The organism is Synechococcus sp. WH 8016 (genome assembly GCF_000230675.1).
Lineage (GTDB): Bacteria > Cyanobacteriota > Cyanobacteriia > PCC-6307 > Cyanobiaceae > Synechococcus_C.
Genome location: NZ_AGIK01000001.1, coordinates 443530 through 462405 on the forward strand (window position 1 = coordinate 443530; position 18876 = coordinate 462405).

Annotated in this window: 20 protein-coding genes and 1 other RNA gene; 10 read left to right on the forward strand and 11 right to left on the reverse strand. The window is 53.3% G+C overall.

Annotation, left to right across the window (positions count from 1 at the left end):
* Positions 1–33: 33 nt before the first annotated feature.
* The gene (gene dxs, locus SYN8016DRAFT_RS02330) at positions 34–1977 is read right to left on the reverse strand and encodes a 1-deoxy-D-xylulose-5-phosphate synthase (RefSeq protein ID WP_038013156.1); all 1944 of its coding nucleotides are present in this window, start codon (positions 1975–1977) and stop codon (positions 34–36) included.
* A gap of 79 nt (positions 1978–2056) precedes the next feature.
* On the opposite strand from dxs, the gene ilvA reads away from it, so the two are divergent.
* From ilvA to SYN8016DRAFT_RS02345, 3 genes are all read left to right on the forward strand, one after another.
* Entirely contained in the window at positions 2057–3583 is a 1527-nt protein-coding gene (gene ilvA / locus SYN8016DRAFT_RS02335) for a threonine ammonia-lyase, biosynthetic (protein ID WP_038013159.1), read from the forward strand.
* A gap of 64 nt (positions 3584–3647) precedes the next feature.
* Positions 3648–4178 (forward strand): SMC-Scp complex subunit ScpB, encoded by a 531-nt coding sequence (gene scpB, locus SYN8016DRAFT_RS02340; protein ID WP_006852626.1) that lies wholly within the window; start codon positions 3648–3650, stop codon positions 4176–4178.
* 33 nt (positions 4179–4211) lie between these two features.
* Positions 4212–4514 carry a YggT family protein gene (locus SYN8016DRAFT_RS02345; protein WP_006852627.1) on the forward strand — a complete coding sequence of 101 codons (303 nt, stop codon included), beginning with the start codon at positions 4212–4214 and terminating at the stop codon, positions 4512–4514.
* Positions 4515–4535: 21 nt separating this feature from the next.
* Here SYN8016DRAFT_RS02345 and SYN8016DRAFT_RS02350 read toward each other — a convergent pair whose 3' ends face one another.
* Complete coding sequence (locus SYN8016DRAFT_RS02350) at positions 4536–4865, reverse strand: nucleoside triphosphate pyrophosphohydrolase family protein (protein ID WP_038013161.1); 330 nt, start codon at positions 4863–4865, stop codon at positions 4536–4538.
* An 89-nt stretch (positions 4866–4954) separates the two neighbouring features.
* Here SYN8016DRAFT_RS02350 and pyk point away from each other — a divergent pair, with 89 nt between their 5' ends.
* The 3 genes from pyk (at position 4955) to ftsH (ending at position 9987) form a co-directional block, all read left to right on the forward strand.
* Complete coding sequence (gene pyk, locus SYN8016DRAFT_RS02355; protein ID WP_006852629.1) at positions 4955–6739, forward strand: pyruvate kinase; 1785 nt, start codon at positions 4955–4957, stop codon at positions 6737–6739.
* Positions 6740–6757: 18 nt separating this feature from the next.
* Positions 6758–7987, forward strand: a complete 1230-nt coding sequence (locus SYN8016DRAFT_RS02360; RefSeq protein WP_006852630.1) for an ABC transporter permease — start codon at positions 6758–6760, stop codon at positions 7985–7987.
* Between the two features lie 68 nt (positions 7988–8055).
* Positions 8056–9987, forward strand: a complete 1932-nt coding sequence (ftsH, locus tag SYN8016DRAFT_RS02365; RefSeq protein ID WP_006852631.1) for an ATP-dependent zinc metalloprotease FtsH — start codon at positions 8056–8058, stop codon at positions 9985–9987.
* A gap of 83 nt (positions 9988–10070) precedes the next feature.
* Here the strand turns inward: ftsH and clpP are convergent, their stop codons facing one another.
* The gene (gene clpP, locus SYN8016DRAFT_RS02370) at positions 10071–10661 is read right to left on the reverse strand and encodes an ATP-dependent Clp endopeptidase proteolytic subunit ClpP (RefSeq protein ID WP_038013657.1); all 591 of its coding nucleotides are present in this window, start codon (positions 10659–10661) and stop codon (positions 10071–10073) included.
* Between the two features lie 81 nt (positions 10662–10742).
* On the opposite strand from clpP, the gene psb29 reads away from it, so the two are divergent.
* On the forward strand, positions 10743–11486 hold the full coding sequence (gene psb29, locus SYN8016DRAFT_RS02375) for a photosystem II biogenesis protein Psp29 (protein ID WP_006852633.1): 744 nt from the start codon (positions 10743–10745) through the stop codon (positions 11484–11486).
* Here the strand turns inward: psb29 and SYN8016DRAFT_RS02380 are convergent.
* From SYN8016DRAFT_RS02380 to petN, 3 genes are read right to left on the reverse strand one after another with little or no spacing between them, the layout of a single operon-like run.
* Positions 11438–12919, reverse strand: coding sequence for a hypothetical protein (locus SYN8016DRAFT_RS02380; RefSeq protein ID WP_038013162.1), 1482 nt, complete (start codon positions 12917–12919; stop codon positions 11438–11440). The two genes, psb29 and SYN8016DRAFT_RS02380, sit on opposite strands and share 49 nt — an antisense overlap.
* Positions 12906–13055, reverse strand: a complete 150-nt coding sequence (locus SYN8016DRAFT_RS15220) for a hypothetical protein (RefSeq protein ID WP_159098288.1) — start codon at positions 13053–13055, stop codon at positions 12906–12908. The genes SYN8016DRAFT_RS02380 and SYN8016DRAFT_RS15220 overlap by 14 nt, the downstream gene beginning before the upstream one ends.
* A 1-nt stretch (position 13056) precedes the next feature.
* Entirely contained in the window at positions 13057–13158 is a 102-nt protein-coding gene (gene petN, locus SYN8016DRAFT_RS02385) for a cytochrome b6-f complex subunit PetN (protein ID WP_011619345.1), read from the reverse strand.
* A gap of 73 nt (positions 13159–13231) precedes the next feature.
* Here petN and clpS point away from each other — a divergent pair, with 73 nt between their 5' ends.
* Positions 13232–13528, forward strand: coding sequence for an ATP-dependent Clp protease adapter ClpS (gene clpS, locus SYN8016DRAFT_RS02390; RefSeq protein WP_038013168.1), 297 nt, complete (start codon positions 13232–13234; stop codon positions 13526–13528).
* Between the two features lie 5 nt (positions 13529–13533).
* On the forward strand, positions 13534–14934 hold the full coding sequence (locus tag SYN8016DRAFT_RS02395) for a BCD family MFS transporter (protein ID WP_006852636.1): 1401 nt from the start codon (positions 13534–13536) through the stop codon (positions 14932–14934).
* 1 nt (position 14935) lies between these two features.
* On the opposite strand, the gene SYN8016DRAFT_RS02400 is transcribed toward SYN8016DRAFT_RS02395, so the two are convergent.
* Positions 14936–15163, reverse strand: coding sequence for a hypothetical protein (locus tag SYN8016DRAFT_RS02400; protein WP_006852637.1), 228 nt, complete (start codon positions 15161–15163; stop codon positions 14936–14938).
* A gap of 73 nt (positions 15164–15236) precedes the next feature.
* On the opposite strand from SYN8016DRAFT_RS02400, the gene SYN8016DRAFT_RS02405 reads away from it, so the two are divergent.
* Positions 15237–15521, forward strand: a complete 285-nt coding sequence (locus SYN8016DRAFT_RS02405) for a DUF2103 domain-containing protein (RefSeq protein ID WP_006852638.1) — start codon at positions 15237–15239, stop codon at positions 15519–15521.
* A gap of 108 nt (positions 15522–15629) precedes the next feature.
* Here SYN8016DRAFT_RS02405 and SYN8016DRAFT_RS02410 read toward each other — a convergent pair whose 3' ends face one another.
* The 4 genes from SYN8016DRAFT_RS02410 to SYN8016DRAFT_RS02420 all read right to left on the reverse strand — a co-directional run bounded on the left by SYN8016DRAFT_RS02410 (position 15630) and on the right by SYN8016DRAFT_RS02420 (position 18859).
* Complete coding sequence (locus tag SYN8016DRAFT_RS02410) at positions 15630–15881, reverse strand: hypothetical protein (protein ID WP_141561320.1); 252 nt, start codon at positions 15879–15881, stop codon at positions 15630–15632.
* A 665-nt stretch (positions 15882–16546) separates the two neighbouring features.
* Positions 16547–16734: non-coding RNA, 6S RNA (ssrS, locus tag SYN8016DRAFT_RS14345), on the reverse strand.
* The gene (locus tag SYN8016DRAFT_RS02415; RefSeq protein ID WP_038013659.1) at positions 16730–17902 is read right to left on the reverse strand and encodes a 5-(carboxyamino)imidazole ribonucleotide synthase; all 1173 of its coding nucleotides are present in this window, start codon (positions 17900–17902) and stop codon (positions 16730–16732) included. Before SYN8016DRAFT_RS02415 ends, ssrS begins: the two co-directional genes overlap by 5 nt.
* 60 nt (positions 17903–17962) lie before the next feature.
* The gene (locus SYN8016DRAFT_RS02420) at positions 17963–18859 is read right to left on the reverse strand and encodes a carbohydrate ABC transporter permease (protein WP_006852643.1); all 897 of its coding nucleotides are present in this window, start codon (positions 18857–18859) and stop codon (positions 17963–17965) included.
* Positions 18860–18876: the final 17 nt, after the last annotated feature.

The following is an 18876-nucleotide window of genomic DNA, read 5'->3' on the forward strand; positions in this document are numbered from 1 at the left end:
AAAGGCAGCTCTACTGCCTTTGCTCACCACACCTCAGCCAGCTGACGTCATTTCAGCTGGCTTTTTTTCTTCGAGCTTGAGCGAGCCCGTTGTTTGCAGCTGGAAATGCTGTTTTATCCGGACGGCCATTTGATCCGGTGTCAAACCCAAGGCTTCGAAACTCTGCTGGGGAGTTGCATGATCCACCAGTTGGTCAGGAATGCCAATGCGGAGCATGGGAATGGCTAACCCCTTCTCCTGGAGAGATTCAAGAACGGCTGAGCCAAAGCCGCCCGGTAATGCAGCCTCTTCCATCGTGACGATTTTGCCAATCTTCTCGGCCATGGGATGAATGAGGGCTTCATCCAGCGGGCGTAGATAACGCGCGTTGATGACCGCAGCCTCAACACCTACAGCGGACAAGCATTTCGCGGTGGCTACTGCCTTCGGAACCATGGCTCCATAGGCCACCACCAAAACATCATGGCCTTCACGTACGACCTCACCACAACCAATGGGAAGGGCTTCCCAGCCTTCTTCCATGAGGGGTACCCCTTCACCGGGACCGCGAGGAATTCTCAGAGCCGTGGGGCCGTCATGGTTGAGACACGTCACCAACATCCTCTGAAGCTCAGCTTCATCCTTGGGTGCCATCACGGTGAAGTTAGGGATTGCACGCATGTAGCTGATGTCGTACTGCCCTTGGTGGGTCGGACCATCTGCCCCAACAATGCCTGCCCTATCCAAAACAAAGGTCACCGGCAGTTTTTGAATCCCCACATCGTGAATGAGCTGGTCAAAGGCTCTCTGTAAAAACGTGCTGTAAATCGCCACAACAGGCCTGAGTCCGTCGCAAGCCATGCCAGCCGACAGGGTCACGGCATGCTGCTCAGCAATGCCGACGTCGATGTATTGCTCGGGTAGCGCTTTTTGAAGGATGTCTAAACCCGTTCCCGTTGCCATGGCAGCTGTGATCCCAACCACCCTTGGGTTCTGTTCGCAGAGTTTGACAAGCGTTTGTCCAAACACCTTGCTGTAACTCGGTGGTTTGGGGGTTTTGCTCGGCCTTGCTTTGCCTGTACTGAGGTTGAAGGCTGACTGGGCGTGGTAACCAACTTGATCGGCTTCTGCGTAGGGGTAGCCCTTGCCTTTTTTTGTAACAACATGAACCATCACCGGACCGCCGACGCGATGAGCGGCCTGGAAGGTTCGCGTCATTTCGCCAATGTCGTGACCATCGATCGGACCCATGTATGTGAAACCAAGTTCCTCAAACACAGCACCAACTTTGGGAACCGCCAGTCGGCGCATGCTCTCTTTGAGACGATTGAGTTCCGGTGGAATTTCTCCGCCCATGAAGGGGAGATGGCGCACGCTCTCTTCGACGCTTCCAGACAAGAATTGAAGAGGCGGGCTTAAGCGCATCCGGTTCAGATAGGTCGATAGCGCACCAACAGGTGGAGAGATCGACATGTCGTTGTCATTCAGAACAACGAGAAGTGGAGTGGATGGCAGATGACCGGCATGGTTAATCGCCTCTAGGGCCATGCCACCGGTGAGGGCCCCATCGCCAATCACCGCAACGCATTTGTAATCAAGACCTTGCCGATCACGGGCCATGGCCATTCCGAGGGCTGCCGAAATGGATGTGCTCGCGTGCCCAGCACCGAAATGATCAAAACGACTTTCCGTTCTCTTCAGATAACCGGCCACTCCTCCCTGTTGACGCAGGGAGTCGAAGTTTCCATATCGACCTGTAATCAATTTGTGCGGATAGGCCTGATGCCCCACATCCCACACCACCTTGTCTTGGTCAAGGTCAAGCGTTTGGTACAGCGCCAGGGTTAATTCAACAACGCCTAATCCAGGCCCAAGATGCCCACCACTGTTGGACACCACCTCTAGATGGCGTTCACGAATCTGTTTGGCCACATCCTCAAGCTGCGCTTCAGACAGCCCGTGCAGCTGATTGGGATGGGTCAATTCGCTCAGTTGCATACCCATCCCCAGACCTATCCATTCAATCTACGGGCCGTACCGACCCTTCGCGATGTTGAGCAGTTGTCAGACTGCAGGGATGGATCATTACTTGCCGAGGATCCTGCGCGCCCGTGTCTATGACGTGGCCCGGGAAACCCCTTTAGAACTCGCCAACAACCTGAGCCGAAGGCTGAGCAACAGCATTTGGTTGAAACGGGAAGACCTGCAACCCGTTTTTTCCTTCAAGTTGCGTGGTGCCTACAACCGCATGGCTCAGCTCTCTGAGGCTGAGCTGAAACTCGGAGTCATCGCCTCTAGTGCTGGAAATCACGCACAAGGGGTGGCCCTCAGCGCATCCCACCTCGGCTGTAGAGCCGTGATCGTGATGCCCGTGACAACTCCTGGCGTCAAAGTCGATGCTGTACGCCAACTGGGAGCCGAGGTGGTTCTCCATGGCGAGACCTACGACGAGGCCTACGCCGAAGCCAGGTCACGCAGTGAAGCGGAACATCTCTGTTTTATCCATCCGTTTGACGATCCGGAGGTGATTGCTGGCCAGGGAACGGTGGGCATGGAAATCCTGCGTCAGTGCCACCAACCACCCGATGCGATCTATGTGGCTGTGGGGGGTGGTGGTTTGATCGGCGGGATCGCCGTGTATGTGAAAAGTCTCTGGCCTGACGTTCAAATCATCGGCGTTGAACCCCATGATGCCGCCGCCATGACCCTGTCCTTAGAGGCTGGTGAACGCATCCGACTGCCCCAAGTGGGACTGTTTGCCGATGGTGTGGCTGTTCGCGAGGTGGGGGAGCACACCTTTGCTTTGGCCCAAAGGTATGTGGATGACATCGTCACCGTGAGCACCGACGAAATCTGTGCGGCCATCAAAGATGTTTTTGAAGACACCCGCTCCATTCTTGAACCCGCAGGAGCCCTTGCTGTTGCCGGTCTCAAGGCTGATGTGAGCCGAAGGTCGCTGCAAAACCAAAATCTGGTGGCTGTTGCCTGTGGAGCGAACATCAATTTCGCGCGCCTGCGCTTTGTGGCTGAACGGGCCGAACTGGGTGAAGAACGCGAAGCGATGCTCGCCGTAGAAATCCCAGAGCGGCCAGGGAGTCTTCGCTGTCTCTGTGAATTGCTTGCAGATCGCAGCCTCACTGAATTTTCTTATCGCATGGGAGCTGGTGAACAGGCCCACATTTTTATGGGCGTTCAGGTGAGCGGACCCGATGACCGATCGTCCTTAATCGGCCATCTCCAGACCCATGGGTATGCCTGCCTCGATCTCAGTGACGATGAACTGTCCAAGGTGCATCTCCGGCACATGGTCGGAGGCCGATTGCCGGCAACGTCGACGGCCAGCAATGTGCAGGAGCTGCTTTATCGCTTTGAGTTCCCAGAGCGGCCAGGGGCATTAATGCGTTTCGTCACGGCCTTGCATCGCGACTGGAGCATCAGCATTTTTCACTACCGAAACCATGGAGCTGATGTGGGTCGGATCGTGGTGGGTGTTCTTGTCAATACAGATGATCGAGAGGCTTGGCAGGCCTTCCTGCGCGACCTTGGTTACATCAGTTGGGAAGAAACGAGTAACCCGGCTTATCAACTCTTTCTGGGTGGATAAGGAGGAATGCATGGCCAAACCATGCACCAGCGTTACTTTGAATGCCCGTGCCTAGGGGGAGTTCATGGCACAAGAATTAGAGCGAAGCAACATGCAGGAATTCAATCTCTCCCTTCCAGCTCGCTTGGAGGCGATTCTTTACCTGAAAGGCAAAGCCCTTTCCACTGCGGAGCTGGCCGAGTTGGCCGACGCCAGTGAACAAGAAACGGAACAGGGTCTGCTCGCGTTGGTTGCTGGTTATGCCCAACGGGATACTGCCCTGGAAATCCATGAAAACAGCGGTCGGTACAGCCTTCAGCTGCGTGCTGGTCTTGGGGAACTGGTGCGCAATCTCTTACCGGTGAACCTCTCCACGGCAACGCTGAGAACGCTGGCAACGATTGCTTTGAAACGACGGATCCTTCAGTCGGAACTGGTTGAATTAAGGGGATCAGGCGCCTACGACCACATCAAGGAGCTGCTCAGTCAGAACTTCATTGAACGCAAACGCCAAAGCGAAGGGCGTTCCTATTGGCTCAGCCTTTCTGAAAAGTTTCACCGCACATTTTCTGTGCTTCCTGATAGAGGGATCTCAGAACCTGATCGGGCTGCATAAAGTTCATTCAGTATTCACGCTTGAAAGGCACCGATGGATTTGAGTTTTGTTTCCACCTTTCTGCAGATCATTGCCCAGACCCTGCAGATTTATTCCTTCGTCTTGATCGTTCGCGTCCTTCTCACCTGGTTTCCGAATGTGGATATGGGGAATCCAGTGCTCAGCACTGTGAGCTCGATCACTGATCCTTACCTCAATGCCTTTCGTGGCCTGATCCCCCCGCTGGGAGGTTTGGACCTCTCCGCGATTCTGGCGTTCGTGGCCCTGAGCTTGATGCAGCAGCTCTTGGTGTCAGCCAGCTATGCGTTCGCCGGTGGATTTGGCAACTACGGCTAAGGGTGACGGCCAGCGATCAGCTCAGCGGTGATCGCCACTGCCTTGCAATTGCCCCCGCGCAGAGCGATCACGCAGTTTGCTGAGATTTTTGTTGGCCACATCCTCCAGGTCGTAGCCCATTTCGCTGGCCAGTTGAGCCACGTACCAGAGCACATCGCCGAGCTCCAAAGCGATCTCGGCTCTGACTTCATCATCAAAGTGCCCATGGCGATCGCGCAGCACCTTTTTGACTTTGTCCGCGACTTCCCCCGCTTCACCACTCAAGCCCAGGGTTGGGTAGATGGGATTGCTTCCAGCATCTGGATAGAGAGCTGTCTCCCGAGCAGCAGCCTGATAGGCGTTCAGGTCCATACGAATCATGTGGAAGAGAGTCATCATCCAACAAGTTTTCGAGTCCAAAAGGGCAAGACGGTAGATTCCGCAAGCTTCAAGACCTGTGGATGGCCCAGATCGATCTAACCCGTAGAACCAAGATCGTGGCCACCATCGGGCCCGCAACGGAGAGTCCTGAACGCATCCGTCAATTAATTCAAGCTGGAGCGACCACGTTCCGACTGAACTTCTCCCATGGGGACCACAGCGAGCACGCTGAGAGGATTGCCACGATTCGTCAGGTGGCCCATGAATTGGGAGCCCACATCGGCATTCTTCAAGATCTTCAGGGTCCGAAAATTCGCTTAGGCCGCTTCGAAGACGGTCCGATCACGCTCGCGAAAGGTGATCAATTTGCCCTGACGGCAAAGCAAGTGCGTTGCAATCAGACGGTGGCCACCGTCACCTACGACAAGCTGGCCGAAGAAGTCACAGCTGGAAGTCGCATCCTTCTCGATGATGGTCGCGTCGAGATGAAAGTTGAGAGGGTGGATTCTGTCGACCAGACCCTCCACTGCTCGGTCACCGTTCCTGGTGTGCTCTCCAACAACAAGGGGGTGAACTTCCCGGATGTGCAGCTCTCGGTCCGTGCGCTCACCACAAAAGACCGTCAAGATCTCGCCTTTGGTCTTCAGCAGGGTGTGGATTGGGTCGCGCTCAGCTTCGTGCGCAACCCCTCTGACATGCAGGAGATCAGAGAACTGATTCGTAAGCATGGCTACACCACTCCAGTGGTCGCAAAAATCGAGAAGTTCGAGGCGATTGATCAGATTGACGCGATCTTGCCTCTTTGCGATGGCGTGATGGTGGCCCGCGGTGACCTGGGGGTTGAGATGCCTGCAGAGGAAGTTCCGCTTCTTCAAAAGGATCTGATCCACAAGGCCAACAGCCTTGGGATTCCGATCATCACGGCGACCCAGATGCTCGATTCGATGGCCTCCAGCCCTAGGCCTACGCGCGCCGAGGTCAGTGACGTCGCCAACGCCATTTTGGATGGCACGGATGCGGTGATGCTCTCGAATGAGACAGCGGTAGGAGACTTTCCCGTGGAGGCTGTTGAGACGATGGCGACGATCGCCAGAAGGATCGAGCGCGATTACCCCCAACGGCCCATCGACACCCATCTGCCGAGCACGATCCCAAACGCGATTAGTGGGGCCGTGAGCAGCATTGCTCGCCAGCTCAACGCCGCGGCGATTTTGCCTCTTACTAAAAGCGGGGCCACCGCCCATAACGTGAGCAAATTCAGGCCTTCAACGCCGATCCTTGCGATCACCAGCGAAGTGAATGTGGCGCGCAAACTTCAACTGGTTTGGGGCGTGACGCCTCTGCTGATCGAAACCCAGAAGAGCACCACGGCGACCTTCACCTTGGCGATGGCTTACGCCCAAGAGCTCGGCGTGGTGAAAGACGGTGATCTTTGCGTGCAAACAGCAGGAACCCTTGCTGGAATTAGTGGCTCCACCGATCTGATCAAGGTGGGAATCGTGAGTGCTGTGCTTGGTCGTGGCACGGGCTTCGGTAGCGGCTCTGTGAGTGGAAAAGTTCGGATTGCGATGTCTGCCAGTGATTGTGCCCGGCTCGAACCTGGTGACATCCTCGTGGCTCAAGACACCTCTGCCGACTACCTCGACGGCATCCGTGACGCTGCAGCAGTGATCACAGAAAAACCGGGCGAAGACTCCCACGCAGCGGTCATCGCCAAGCGTTTAGGCGTTCCTGTGATTACGGGGGTGGCCAATGCCACGCGAGATCTCAGAGAAGGCGAAGTCGTGACCTTGCACGTGAAGGATGGAGTGGTCCATCGCGGTACCGGCAGCAACATGGCGATGAAATTAGACACCATGCTCTGAGTTTGGTCTTAAACGTTCATGGCCAGCAAGCTGCCTCTTGCCGACACCGTCGGCATGGCTCTCACCACCCTTAAGGCAAATCGGTTACGCAGTTTGCTCACGATGCTGGGCATCGTGATTGGTAATGCCTCAGTGATCACCCTGGTTGGTGTGGGTCGAGGTGCCCAGAACTTGGCGGAGGACCAGCTCAGCAGCCTTGGGGCCAACGTGTTGTTTGTGGTTCCTGGGAGCAATGACACACGACGGCAAGGGGTGGCCTTTCCCCGCACCTTGGTGCTGGACGACGCCACAGCCATTGCCGCACAAGTGCCAAGCGTGAAACGCGTTGCCCCACAAATCTCAGCCAATGAAGTGGTTCAGGCGGGAGCGAGGAGTACGAGCGCCTCGATCTCAGGAGTCACACCGGCCTTTTTACCGGTGCGAAGTTTTGAGGTTGCCCGGGGTCGATTCATCAGTGCTGAGGATGAGCAGAGCGCCAAGACCGTGGTGGTGATCGGTCCAGATTTGCGGGACAAACTCTTCCCCTCCGGTGCAGCGGTTGGACAAGCCATCCGGATCAGAGATCAGAGTTTCAGTGTGATCGGCGTGATGGAGCCAAAGGGAGCGGTCTTCGGTTCAAACCAGGACGAAAACGCCTACATCCCCCTTACAACCATGGTGAGTCGCCTGACAGGCCGTGATCCAACCTATGGAGTCAGCCTCAGCTTCATCAGTGTTGAAGCGAAGGACGAGCAAAGCACTGGGCCAGCCAAGTTTCAAATCACCAATTTGCTGAGGCAGCGGCATCGCATTTTGCGCAAAGACGACTTTGCGGTTCGATCTCAAAAAGACGCCCTCGCCATCGTTGGCACGATTACAGGCGGTCTCACGCTGATGCTCGGTGCGATCGGAGGCGTTTCGCTGCTCGTTGGAGGCATCGGAATCATGAACATCATGTTGGTATCGGTGAGTGAACGCACAGAAGAAATTGGCCTACGCAAAGCTTTGGGTGCGCGAAGTTCCGATGTTCTTCGACAGTTTTTGGTTGAGAGTCTTGTGTTGGCGAGCCTCGGCGGCGTGATTGGAACCGCGGTAGGACTTGGCACCGTGACCGCTGTTGCCTTGTTCTCTCCTCTGCCGGCAGCCATTGGTGCTTCGACCATTTTGGTCACCGTGGGATTGTCTGGATCGATTGGACTCTTTTTTGGCGTCGTGCCTGCCAAGCGTGCGGCGATGCTCGATCCGATCGTTGCGTTAAGAAGCCTATAAATCACCTTGCCCTAAAACAGCGGTTTAGGTAATGAAACTCTTACAGTCGTGAAACTCACGATGAATCCATGAATCAACGCTGGCGTCAGATAGCCCTCTGGATTCTTCCCATAGGCGTCGCGTTGCTGCTTGTTTGGCAGCTGGTTGGCAGCGGAGCTCTGAATAACCTGCGCAGTAGCAGTCCCGCCACCAGCGAAGGCACCACTGTTGCTCCCCGAAATGCTGCTGTAGCTCGGATGAGTTACGGCCGTTTCTTGGATTACGTCGAAGCTGGTCGTGTCACGGCAGTTGATATCTATGACGGTGGCCGCAACGCGGTTGTGGAAGCGGTGGATCCCGATCTTGATAACCGGGTCCAAAGGCTCCGCGTTGACCTCCCTGGGCTGGCTCCCGAGCTGATTAACACCCTCAAGGAAGAAGGCATCAGCTTCGATATTCATCCACCGAAGACAGCTCCTCCTGCCCTTGGCATCCTCGGCAATCTTCTCTTCCCCCTGTTGCTGATCGGATCTTTGATCTTTTTGGCTCGCCGTGGCAACTCCATGCCTGGTGGTCCCGGACAAGCCATGCAGTTCGGCAAAACGAAAGCTCGTTTTGCCATGGAGGCCGATACAGGCGTCAAATTTGACGATGTGGCTGGTGTAAGCGAGGCCAAGCAAGACCTGCAAGAAGTGGTCACCTTCTTGAAACAGCCGGAGCGCTTCACTTCCGTTGGTGCTCAAATCCCTAAGGGTGTGTTGTTGGTAGGCCCTCCCGGCACAGGCAAAACCCTGCTTGCAAAGGCCATTGCTGGAGAGGCTGGAGTTCCTTTCTTCTCGCTTTCAGGTTCTGAATTCGTGGAGATGTTTGTAGGTGTTGGCGCAAGCCGTGTCCGCGATCTGTTCAAACGGGCGAAAGAGAACAGCCCATGTCTGATCTTTATTGATGAAATTGACGCGGTTGGTCGTCAGCGTGGTGCTGGAATTGGTGGTGGCAATGATGAGCGAGAGCAAACGCTGAATCAGTTGCTCACCGAGATGGATGGTTTTGAAGGAAATAGCGGAATCATCATTCTTGCGGCAACGAACAGGCCTGATGTTCTTGACTCTGCGTTGATGCGTCCAGGTCGTTTCGATCGACAAGTCACTGTGGATGCTCCTGATATCAAAGGACGTCTTTCCATCCTTGAAGTTCATTCCAGAAACAAAAAACTTGACGATCAGCTCACGCTCGACAGCATTGCCAGAAGAACTCCTGGATTTACAGGAGCAGACCTCGCCAACTTGTTAAATGAAGCGGCGATCCTGACAGCGAGACGTCGCAAAGACAGCATTGGAATTTCAGAAATTGATGATGCTGTTGATCGCATCATTGCTGGAATGGAAGGTCATCCCCTAACTGATGGCCGTAGCAAGCGCTTGATCGCTTATCACGAAGTTGGACATGCCTTGGTTGGCACCCTTGTGAAGGATCACGATCCTGTTCAGAAAGTCACCTTGATTCCACGGGGACAGGCGCAAGGATTGACCTGGTTCTCACCCGATGAAGAGCAGATGCTCGTTTCGCGTGCCCAACTCAAAGCCCGCATCATGGGTGCGCTCGGCGGTCGCGCCGCGGAAGACGTGGTTTTTGGCCATTCCGAAGTCACCACCGGTGCTGGTGGCGATATCCAAATGGTGGCCTCGATGGCCCGTCAGATGGTGACGCAATTTGGAATGAGCCAGTTGGGTCCAATGGCCCTTGAGGGTGGCAGTCAGGAAGTGTTCCTTGGCCGTGATCTGATGACGCGGAGCGATGTGTCTGATGCCATTTCCAAGCAGATTGATGAGCAGGTGCGCTTGATCGTGATGAAGTGCTACGAAGAAACCGTTGCTCTGGTTGGTCAGCATCGGCAAGCCATGGACAAATTGGTTGAGCAATTGATCGAGCAGGAAACCATGGATGGTGATGAATTCCGAGTTGTTGTTGCCGAATTCGCCGAGATTCCTGAAAAGGAACGTTTCTCCCCCTTGCTTGCCTAAATAAAAAGACCAGGCTTTAAAAAGCCTGGTCTTAAAACAATGGATTAAAACGTTTCAAGACCCTCATTCATGAGGGTCTTTTTTTATACGGAGCGGACAGGGCTCTTATCAATCACGTTATCAATCAAGCCATATTCCATCGCCTGTTGTGGAGACATAAAGAAATCACGGTCCGTATCGGCTTGGATTTTGTCTAGGGGTTGACCAGTGCGGTCCGAGAGTTCGTGATTCAGGCGATCTTTCAGAAACAAAATCTCATCGGCTTGGATTCGAATATCACTGGCCTGACCACTTGCACCACCTAAGGGCTGGTGAATCATGATCCGTGAGTGCTGCAAGCTGCTGCGCTTTCCTTTGGCACCGGCGCAAAGCAGGAAGGCCCCCATGCTTGCAGCAAGGCCAACACAGACGGTGTGCACATCTGGTTTGATGTGCTGCATCGTGTCAAAAATCCCCAGGCCGTCGTAAACCGAGCCACCTGGAGAATTGACATATAGGAAGATTTCTTTTTCCGGGTCTTCCGCTTCAAGAAATAGCAGCTGTGCAACGATTCGATTGGCGGAATCACTGGTGACAGGCTCACCCAAGAAAATGATTCTCTCTCTTAAGAGACGAGAATAAATATCAAAAGCTCTTTCTCCTCGTCCAGACTCCTCGATCACGATCGGGATCATGTTGCATAGCACCAGTTGGAACAATCCTAACGGCGGCATCAGCGGCGCTATGGTCTTAATTCAAAGTGGGGTGGAAGGACCTTGACGGATCAACGGACGATCGCTGACAGCAAGCGTGCCTTTCACACAGCCTTTCCTTACGTGATTCCGTCCCTGTACAGGAGAACGGCTGATGAGCTCCTGGTTGAGCTGCATCTTCTTAGTCACCAGCAGCATTTCAAGAGCGATGCCCTGTTTGCTGTTGGCTTGCGTCAGGTGTTCCAGGCGTTCACACAGGGCTACAAACCGGAAGCACACCTCGATGAGCTGTATGCGGCCATTTGCTCCAGCAATGGTTTTGATCCGGAGGCTTTGAAACAGCTGGCAGAGGGTTCAACCTCGGCTGTTTCTGGTCACACCATCAGCGAAGTGCGTGAATGGCTCTCCAATCGCGGAGCTGGGGCTCCAGAGCCCTTAGCGTCCGGTATCTCGAGTGTGGGCGGTGATTCATTTCACTACTCGCGTTTGATGGCTGTGGGCTTGTTGAGTTTGCTCTCATCCGCTCAAGGTGGTGAGCCCTCAAATCCCGACGAACTCAAAACCCTTGCCCATGAAATTGGTGAGCAACTAGGTCTGTCCAAGCCACGCTTGGACAAGGACCTCACCTTATACACGTCCAATCTTGAAAAGATGGCTCAAGCGGTGGAACTCATTGAAGAAACCTTGGCCGCAGAACGTCGCAAACGGGACCGTCAGGCGGCTGATTCTCAAGCGATTGACTCAAAGGCAGAGGAGTCTCAATCTGAGTCCTCTGATGGGTCAGCTGCGGACGAGAGCACTAACTGACCACGGATCTCCCACCATGCTTGCTGGCCTGATGTTTTCAGGTTGGCTGAGACAATCGCCGGTTTGATTTGAAGGTGGAGTGTATCGGCCTGCTTCAGAAGCGCAGGCCACGCTCCATTCATCAGTCCTAATGCCACGAGATTGCGTGGTCGGGCATGGAGCTTCAGGGCTGAATCCGAGGCAGCAGGAAGTGTTTGATAGAACGGTTTTGTGTCTGGAAGACTTGCGAGTCCGGCACTCAAAAGGGGCAGCGTGCCGGGCTTTTGCAACCAACGCCAACCCCCCACGATTTTGTTTTGTCCTCCGCGCTGATCTTTCCAAATCACAGCATCCGTTTTTTTGTCTTTGTCTTGCTTTGAGGTTGGCGTTTGCGATGGCGTTGGAGATGGCTTTGGCGTGGAGCGTTGAAAGCCGCGTTCCTCTAAACGGGTACTCACGCGATCAAAGACTGTTGTCCAGGCGGCAGCACCTCCAGGCAAGGGTGCCTGAAATTGCAGTCCCGCTCGATAGGCCCCTTTTGTTTGCTGCTGTAATCGCAGTGAAAACGGCGAAAGCGCAAGTCTCGATCGGATTGCTTGATTCACTCCGTACTGAGATTCCAAGGGCTCTTGGATGATTTGGCGACTCAACAGTGTGCCCAGGATCAAATCAACACGGGCTCCATGCACTTCAAGAAGGCTGGCTTTATCAAAGTCAGGTGGCTTTTGACGATCAGACACTGAAAAATTCCAACCCTGTTTGGGTTGGGTTGCTGCAAGTGCGATCGAGCGATCGCCAACGACGCCACCCCAATGCAGTGTGTTGCCATGAAGGCGAAGGGCAAGGCAGCCGTGACTTCCTTGCTGAAGCAAGGGAGCTGTTGTTCCGCTGATCGCAGCTAGAGCATCACTGGTCCAAAACACGGCTGGAGCCTGTGCAAGCTGCTGCATACAGCGTTTTTGGAGCGATTTCGGTTGAGCAGGCAGCTCGGATTGGCGTTCAAGTCGTTGGATGAGTTGTTGACGATGCAGCTCATCGGAGCCAAGCAACGTCAGTCCCGACACTTGGTGTTTGCGTAGATTTTTCGTATCAGTGCCGAGCAGTTGATCCGGAAGAATCAAATAGGCATCGCCGTCTTCTGACCAACCCTGCCACCAGATCGACCGCCCTTGCCGCTTCCATAAGTTGCCAGCACGGAGGAGACCCAGTCTTTGGTTCCAAAGCTTGGGGACGGGTCGTTTTGAATCCCCATGAAACGACTGCATCAAACTGAACGCCCCTGAGATGCGGCCCAGTGATGCAGGGGGTCCATCGTCTTGACGTGATGGCTGATTCAGAATCACGCCCATCAAACCTGCCAATAAAACAGTCCCTAAACCCGATGCAGTGACGGGTAGGGACTGAACGATGGATCGGTATGTGGAGATTTTCAGGAGTGCGTCAGTTGCGGTCACGAGAACGCCTGCGACGACGATCTTTCCACTCGATGGTGGAAAGGTAAGCGACTATCACGCTGACAAAGACCAACAGAACCGCAGCGGTCATCGCCAATCCCTGACTGACGATGGGAGCTTGCAGTGCTTCGTTCACTTCAGAAATTCAGGGTGCCATCACCGTTGCGGCCCCAGACCACCATCGCGATCGAGAAACTGAAGACAGCAGCCAGTGATGCCCAGGCAATCGTGAACAGCATTGAAATAACGCTTGAATGCCATGAGTTTACCTAGGTTCCCCCTCGGAACTGACTGGTTGATTCATTACTTCTTATGACTATGGCAACCCCTGGAACGGCAAGCGTCCTTCAACCGGAACGCACAACCCTGCGCTACCCCAATGCCAGAGTCATCGTTCTCAACGATGACGTCAATACGTTTGAACACGTGGTTGAGTGTTTATGCAAAATCATCCCTGGGATGAATAGCGATAAGGCTTGGACACTTGCCCATCAAATCGATGGTGAAGGGTCTGCTGAAGTGTGGGCAGGCCCCCTTGAACCCGCAGAGCTTTACCACCAACAACTCAGCAGCGAGGGTCTCACGATGGCTCCGTTGGAACGCAATTAGTGCCCATGGCCGCTTCCATTGAATTCAACGACTTTCAAGGTCTCCGTTGGCCAACCCTGTTGCGATTAAGTCTCTTTCAGGCTTGTCTTGGAACCCTTGCGGTGTTGTTCACTGGGACCTTCAATCGGATTCTGATCACAGAGTTGGCTTTTCCTGCCTTGCTGGCGGGTGGAGGGTTGGGATTTGAGCAACTGGTGTCTCCAGCACGGGTGCTGTTCGGACATCTCAGTGATTCCCATCCCTTAATGGGAAAACATCGGACGCCCTATGTCTTGCTTGGAACCATTGCCATCTGTCTGTTGGCGATTCTGAGTGTTCCCGTCAGTTTCATGGTGAGGGAAGCCCTCGATAGTGGATCCCCGTTGGTGGCCGCTGCAGGAATTGCAGCATTTTGTGGCTTATTTGCTCTCTACGGATTAGGGACGTCTATGGCAAGTACTTCCTATTTAGCCCTTGTGATTGACCGCACAACGGAAGAACAAAGGCCTCGCTGCATCGGTGTGATTTGGGCGATGCTCACGGTTGGAATCATCGTTGGAGCGATTGCTATCAGTCTTGCTGTCCGCTCGATCGACGGCATTTCAGATCCCGTGATTCTTCAGAGCTGGCTGCAGAAGTTCATGATTGCGATTACGTCGATCGTGATGCTGCTGGCCATTGTTTCGACCTGGGAAGTGGAGAAACCAATAACATCTGGCACTGTTCGTCCAGTTCAGGATTTGATCACACTTCAGGATGCCTGGAAGGTGGTGACTTCAAGTCGACAAATCGTGATCTTTTTTGGATTCTTAGTTTTATTCACGATGGGACTCTTTCTTCAGGATCCAATTCTGGAAAGTTTTGGTGCTGAAGTGTTTGGGATGCCTGTGTCCAAGACCACCTTGCTGAATGCTTGGTGGGGATCAGGAACCCTTGTTGGTTTACTGGTTGCTGGCTGGTTTATCACCCCAAAACTCGGAAAGTTGGCCACTGCCCGTTTGGGTTGCTGGATGGTGATGGGCTCCTTATTTCTGTTGTTAATCAGTGGCTGGCAGCAAGCATCCGGACTTCTTCCTGTGGTGATGGTGCTGTTTGGTTTAGCTGCAGGCGTTGGCACCAACAGTGCACTCACCTTGATGCTGGATCTCACCTTGCCCGCCATGGCAGGAACCTTCGTGGGCATTTGGGGTTTAGCGCAAGCCCTCTCTCGGGGCTTTGGCAAGGTTGTCGGCGGTGGGTTGCTCGATCTTGGTCGACAACTTCTTCCCAATGCTGGACCAATGGCTGGTTATGGCTTGGTGTTTTCGATTGAAATTCTGGTGATGGCGAGCGCTTTGATTGTGCTGAATCAGCTCAGTGTCGGTCAATTCAGAGAATCCACCACACAACGCCTCGACATGGTGTTGATGGCCGAAATCGATGGTTAATTCAAGCGGCAGGTTTGCGAGTGGAGCGGGTTAGGGATAACAGGGCTTTTGTGCGCAGACGTTGGGTTTGAGCGGCAAACACATACCGAATCACTTTTCCAGGGCAAAGAGCCAGGCCGCGCACTTCGTCTCCATGAACCTCTGCTGTAAGGATCTTGGTTTTAGGGCCCATTCGAGATGTCAAAGGACCTGAGATCTCAGTTCTGAGGGAATCGACAGATCGGAGCATGGCTCGCAAGGAACGCTTACCTGATCTCTAGCCAGAGTGGCTAACTTAAACAAGCTTTACTTTTGAACCTGGAGTGGGCCGTCTTGTTGTCACCCATAGCACCTACGTGAAGGGTTTAATCCCTTGGCTCAAGGTGTTGGCGAATGACCCACAGATCCAGACCATTACCCCAGGCGTGATTGCAAGGGTGAAGGGGCGTTGCCAAGACTTAACGCTGAGACCATCTGTTCCGATCCGAGGTGGTTTCAAGCTGATGGCACGCCGTGGCCGGACTGCTCAAGAGGTCTTTGTGATTACAAGCTTGGACAAATCAGACTTAATCGATCGATTGGCCAGTTCTAGGTCTTCGATTCTCTAATCGAATGGGGCAGCGATGCCTTGCTTGTACCAGCTATCGAATTTGATCGGGGACTCTGATCGCGGACTCTGGTCGTGGTATCTGATCGTGCTTAGCCAATTGGAAGCTTCAGGATTGAGCTAACGCAAAGGTTTTAACAACTTTCCATCTGGATCTGATCTCTCGATCCTCTTTGCTGTTTCCAGTTTCATAATCACCCTCGTACCCCAAAACCATTGTTTTAGCCTGATTCAGCTTGCATGCACGGTTAAACAGGGAGTAGTTCATTCCAAACCGTGTGGTTTCTTTTCTGGTTGCTTCTTGCCAGTTATTGCAACGCTCCTCTGCTTCAACACCTTCTGCCATGTTGTCAGGCGACATGAAGTCGTTGCACGCAACAAGGCCTAGGCTTAACGCCATAGAGACCAATGTAAGGACTTTCATCTATGAAGCTTCATTGCCACTATTTTAACCTCTTGACTGTGGCAGTTTCAACGATTGCCACCGTTGCTCCTTTGTTCTAGAACCACGATTCGATCACCTCTAATCGAGGACTTTAAAGACTGCTCTTTGTAAGAGATGCTGAATGATATTGCAAGCGACTGGTTGGTAGTTGTTCTGTTTCCAGGCTCTCTAAAAGAATGGCCGTTCCAAGGATGACAAGGGCAGCTGGAAGAATGGTTGCCAGCTTGTTGACCTTAGATTTGCGCTTGAAGATGTATCGTGCCATCGTTCTTTTACGTATATTTTCGAATCTAGAGGGATGAATGCTTCGTGGTATGAGTTTTCGGTTGGCATTGTCTTAGAGAGGTCTGAGATCTAGGCAGAAGACCATTTCGAGTGCAATGTATGAGTGCAGAATGAATTCGCTGGTTGTTGATTCCTGAATTGAATACAATCCGCCTGTGAGCTTTTTGTTGATTGTGTTCAAGCTAAATAGAAAGACATTCAAGTGATGTGTAGGCGACTTTCATTGCTGATTTGATATCGCTTTCAACCAGTCAGATCACGACTCAAAGATCCTGATCGTGAGATGGGTCTAATTTTGGTGAACCGCTGTGCCGTGCGAGCCCCAGTGTTCGACCTGGAGTTACCAGAAGGGGCGAAAGATTTCGAGAGGATTCGTTTCCGATTACAAGACCGGTTTACGGCACCAACACGACAGTCACCCCATGTCGAAAGAGAGTCAGATCAGAGCACTAGAGAAAGGCTGTCACCAACACAGCAGTTCATGACCAATTTAGAGGAAGAGGCCAGATTTCACGAATGCGTTGCAGCATTTGCTGTCCTCTCTCTGCTCGTTCATCAGCGGTACGGCCATTGAGCAGGGTGGTGACATGTCCCACTTTGCGTCCAGGGATTTCATTTTTTCCGTACCAATGCAGATGCAAGCCTTCGATGGAGCGTAATTTTGAAAGGCGTTCCTCAAGCGGCTCAGCCTGGTCTGCGCCGAGTCCAAGCAGATTGACCATCAAGGAACCATCGGCAATGAATTCTGGATTGGGTACATCCAGCCCTGCTGCAATGCACAGTTGTTGATCAAATTGACTGCTGGAACAAGCCTCAATTGAAAAATGACCTGAATTATGCGTCCGAGGAGCTATTTCATTGACAAATAATCCTTCTGATCCATAGAAAAACTCCAAGGTCATCACACCCACGTAGCTGAGCTTTGTGAGCAGCGAGGCCGCAATGTTGTAGGCCGTAGCCTCAACGATTTGACTCACGGATGCGGGGGCAATCACCCAGTCGCATACTTGATTTTTTTGATGGGTTTCGGCCAAAGGAAGACTGCGAATACGCCCCTTTGCATCTCGGCTAACAACGAGGGCAAGCTCCTGCTCATAGGACACCCAGGCTTCGATTAACCACTCATTGGCATCGACGTTTCGAAGCAACTGAGCCAAGCCGTTGAGATCTTCCACAACCCGTGTGCCCTTGCCGTCGTAACCGCCGTAGGCAGCCTTGGCCATCACAGGAAAAGTCCACCCGTTCGGCAACGATGGCGATCCAGGATTGAGTTCCGCCAATGAAATCCAATCTGGACTTGGAATTAAAAGATCATCGAGAAGGCGTCGCTGGGACAACTTATTAACGAGCGGCACCAAACTCGCCAATGAGGGAGTGAACTGCACGCCCTGTCGCTCGAGAGGCATCAGCGCGTCGACAGCGATCCATTCGTTTTCGAACGTGATACCTAGGCAGTGCGTGGAGAGCTCCCTCGTTGCACGGGCATCGGTGGATCCAGCGATCACTAAATCCTTCGCCAGGGAGGCAGCAGGGTCTTCAGCTTTTGACGCCTGTACGGCCAGCATCAAACCCCGTGTTTGGGCAGCTTCACCAAGCATGAGGGCCAGTTGCCCGCCACCGATCACCCCAATTGTGTTGTCAGCGCTGGGCATCCGTTGCAGCTCGGTCTGAGTGAAGCTTTGCATTCTCTCCTTTTAGCAACGATGGCCAACCTAAATAAGGCTTCGTTCTCCTCCGAACGCAAGTCGAATGGCTGTTAACAACAAAACCAGTAAGAACAGAGCAAGGCCAACCGTGCAGGCATAACTGATTTCTAGTTCTGCAAAGGCCTGGTCATAGACGTAATAAACCAGGGTCCTTGTGGAGTCTGCAGGACCTCCCTGGGTCATGAGAAACACCTCTTCAAACACCTTGGTTGCAGCAATGGCGGAGATCACGGCCACCAAGGTGACGTACGGCCGTAGCAATGGAAGGGTGATGTCAACGTGCTTGCGCCAGCCTTCACTTCCATCCAGCTCAGCGGCCTCATACAGCTCCTTTGGGATGCCTTGAAGTCCTCCCAGGAAAATCACCATGTAGTAGCCCAATCCCTTCCAGAGGGTGACGAGCATTACGGAAGGAAGGGCCAACAGTGGATTCGTTAAAAAATCAATGGGTATGAATCCTTGACCAAACAAGGCGTCAAGCCAACCGTTGATGAGACCGTTTTCGGCATAGAGCCATCGAAAAGCAATGGCAGCCACCACGATCGAGACCAATACCGGCGTATAAAAAGCAGCGCGGAGGATGTGCACACCGGGGAGGATTCGATTCACAAGAACCGCCAGCGTTAAGGAGCCGATCACAATGGGAGGAACGACTCCAAATAAATAAATCAACGTGGTGCCGAGCACCTGATAAAACATTGGATCGCCAAGAAGTCGCTGAAAATTGGTTAAGCCGATGAATTTCAGGGGCTCGGTGACATCTAAACCTGTTTGCGTGAAACTGATCACCAGCGCCATCAATGCCGGAATCAAAACGGACAGGCTGAGGAGAATCAGTGCAGGAGCTAAGAACCCCCAAGCAATAAGCGTGGAACGCTGTTTGAACGTTGAGGGCAGGGCCATCACCAGCGCACGATGGT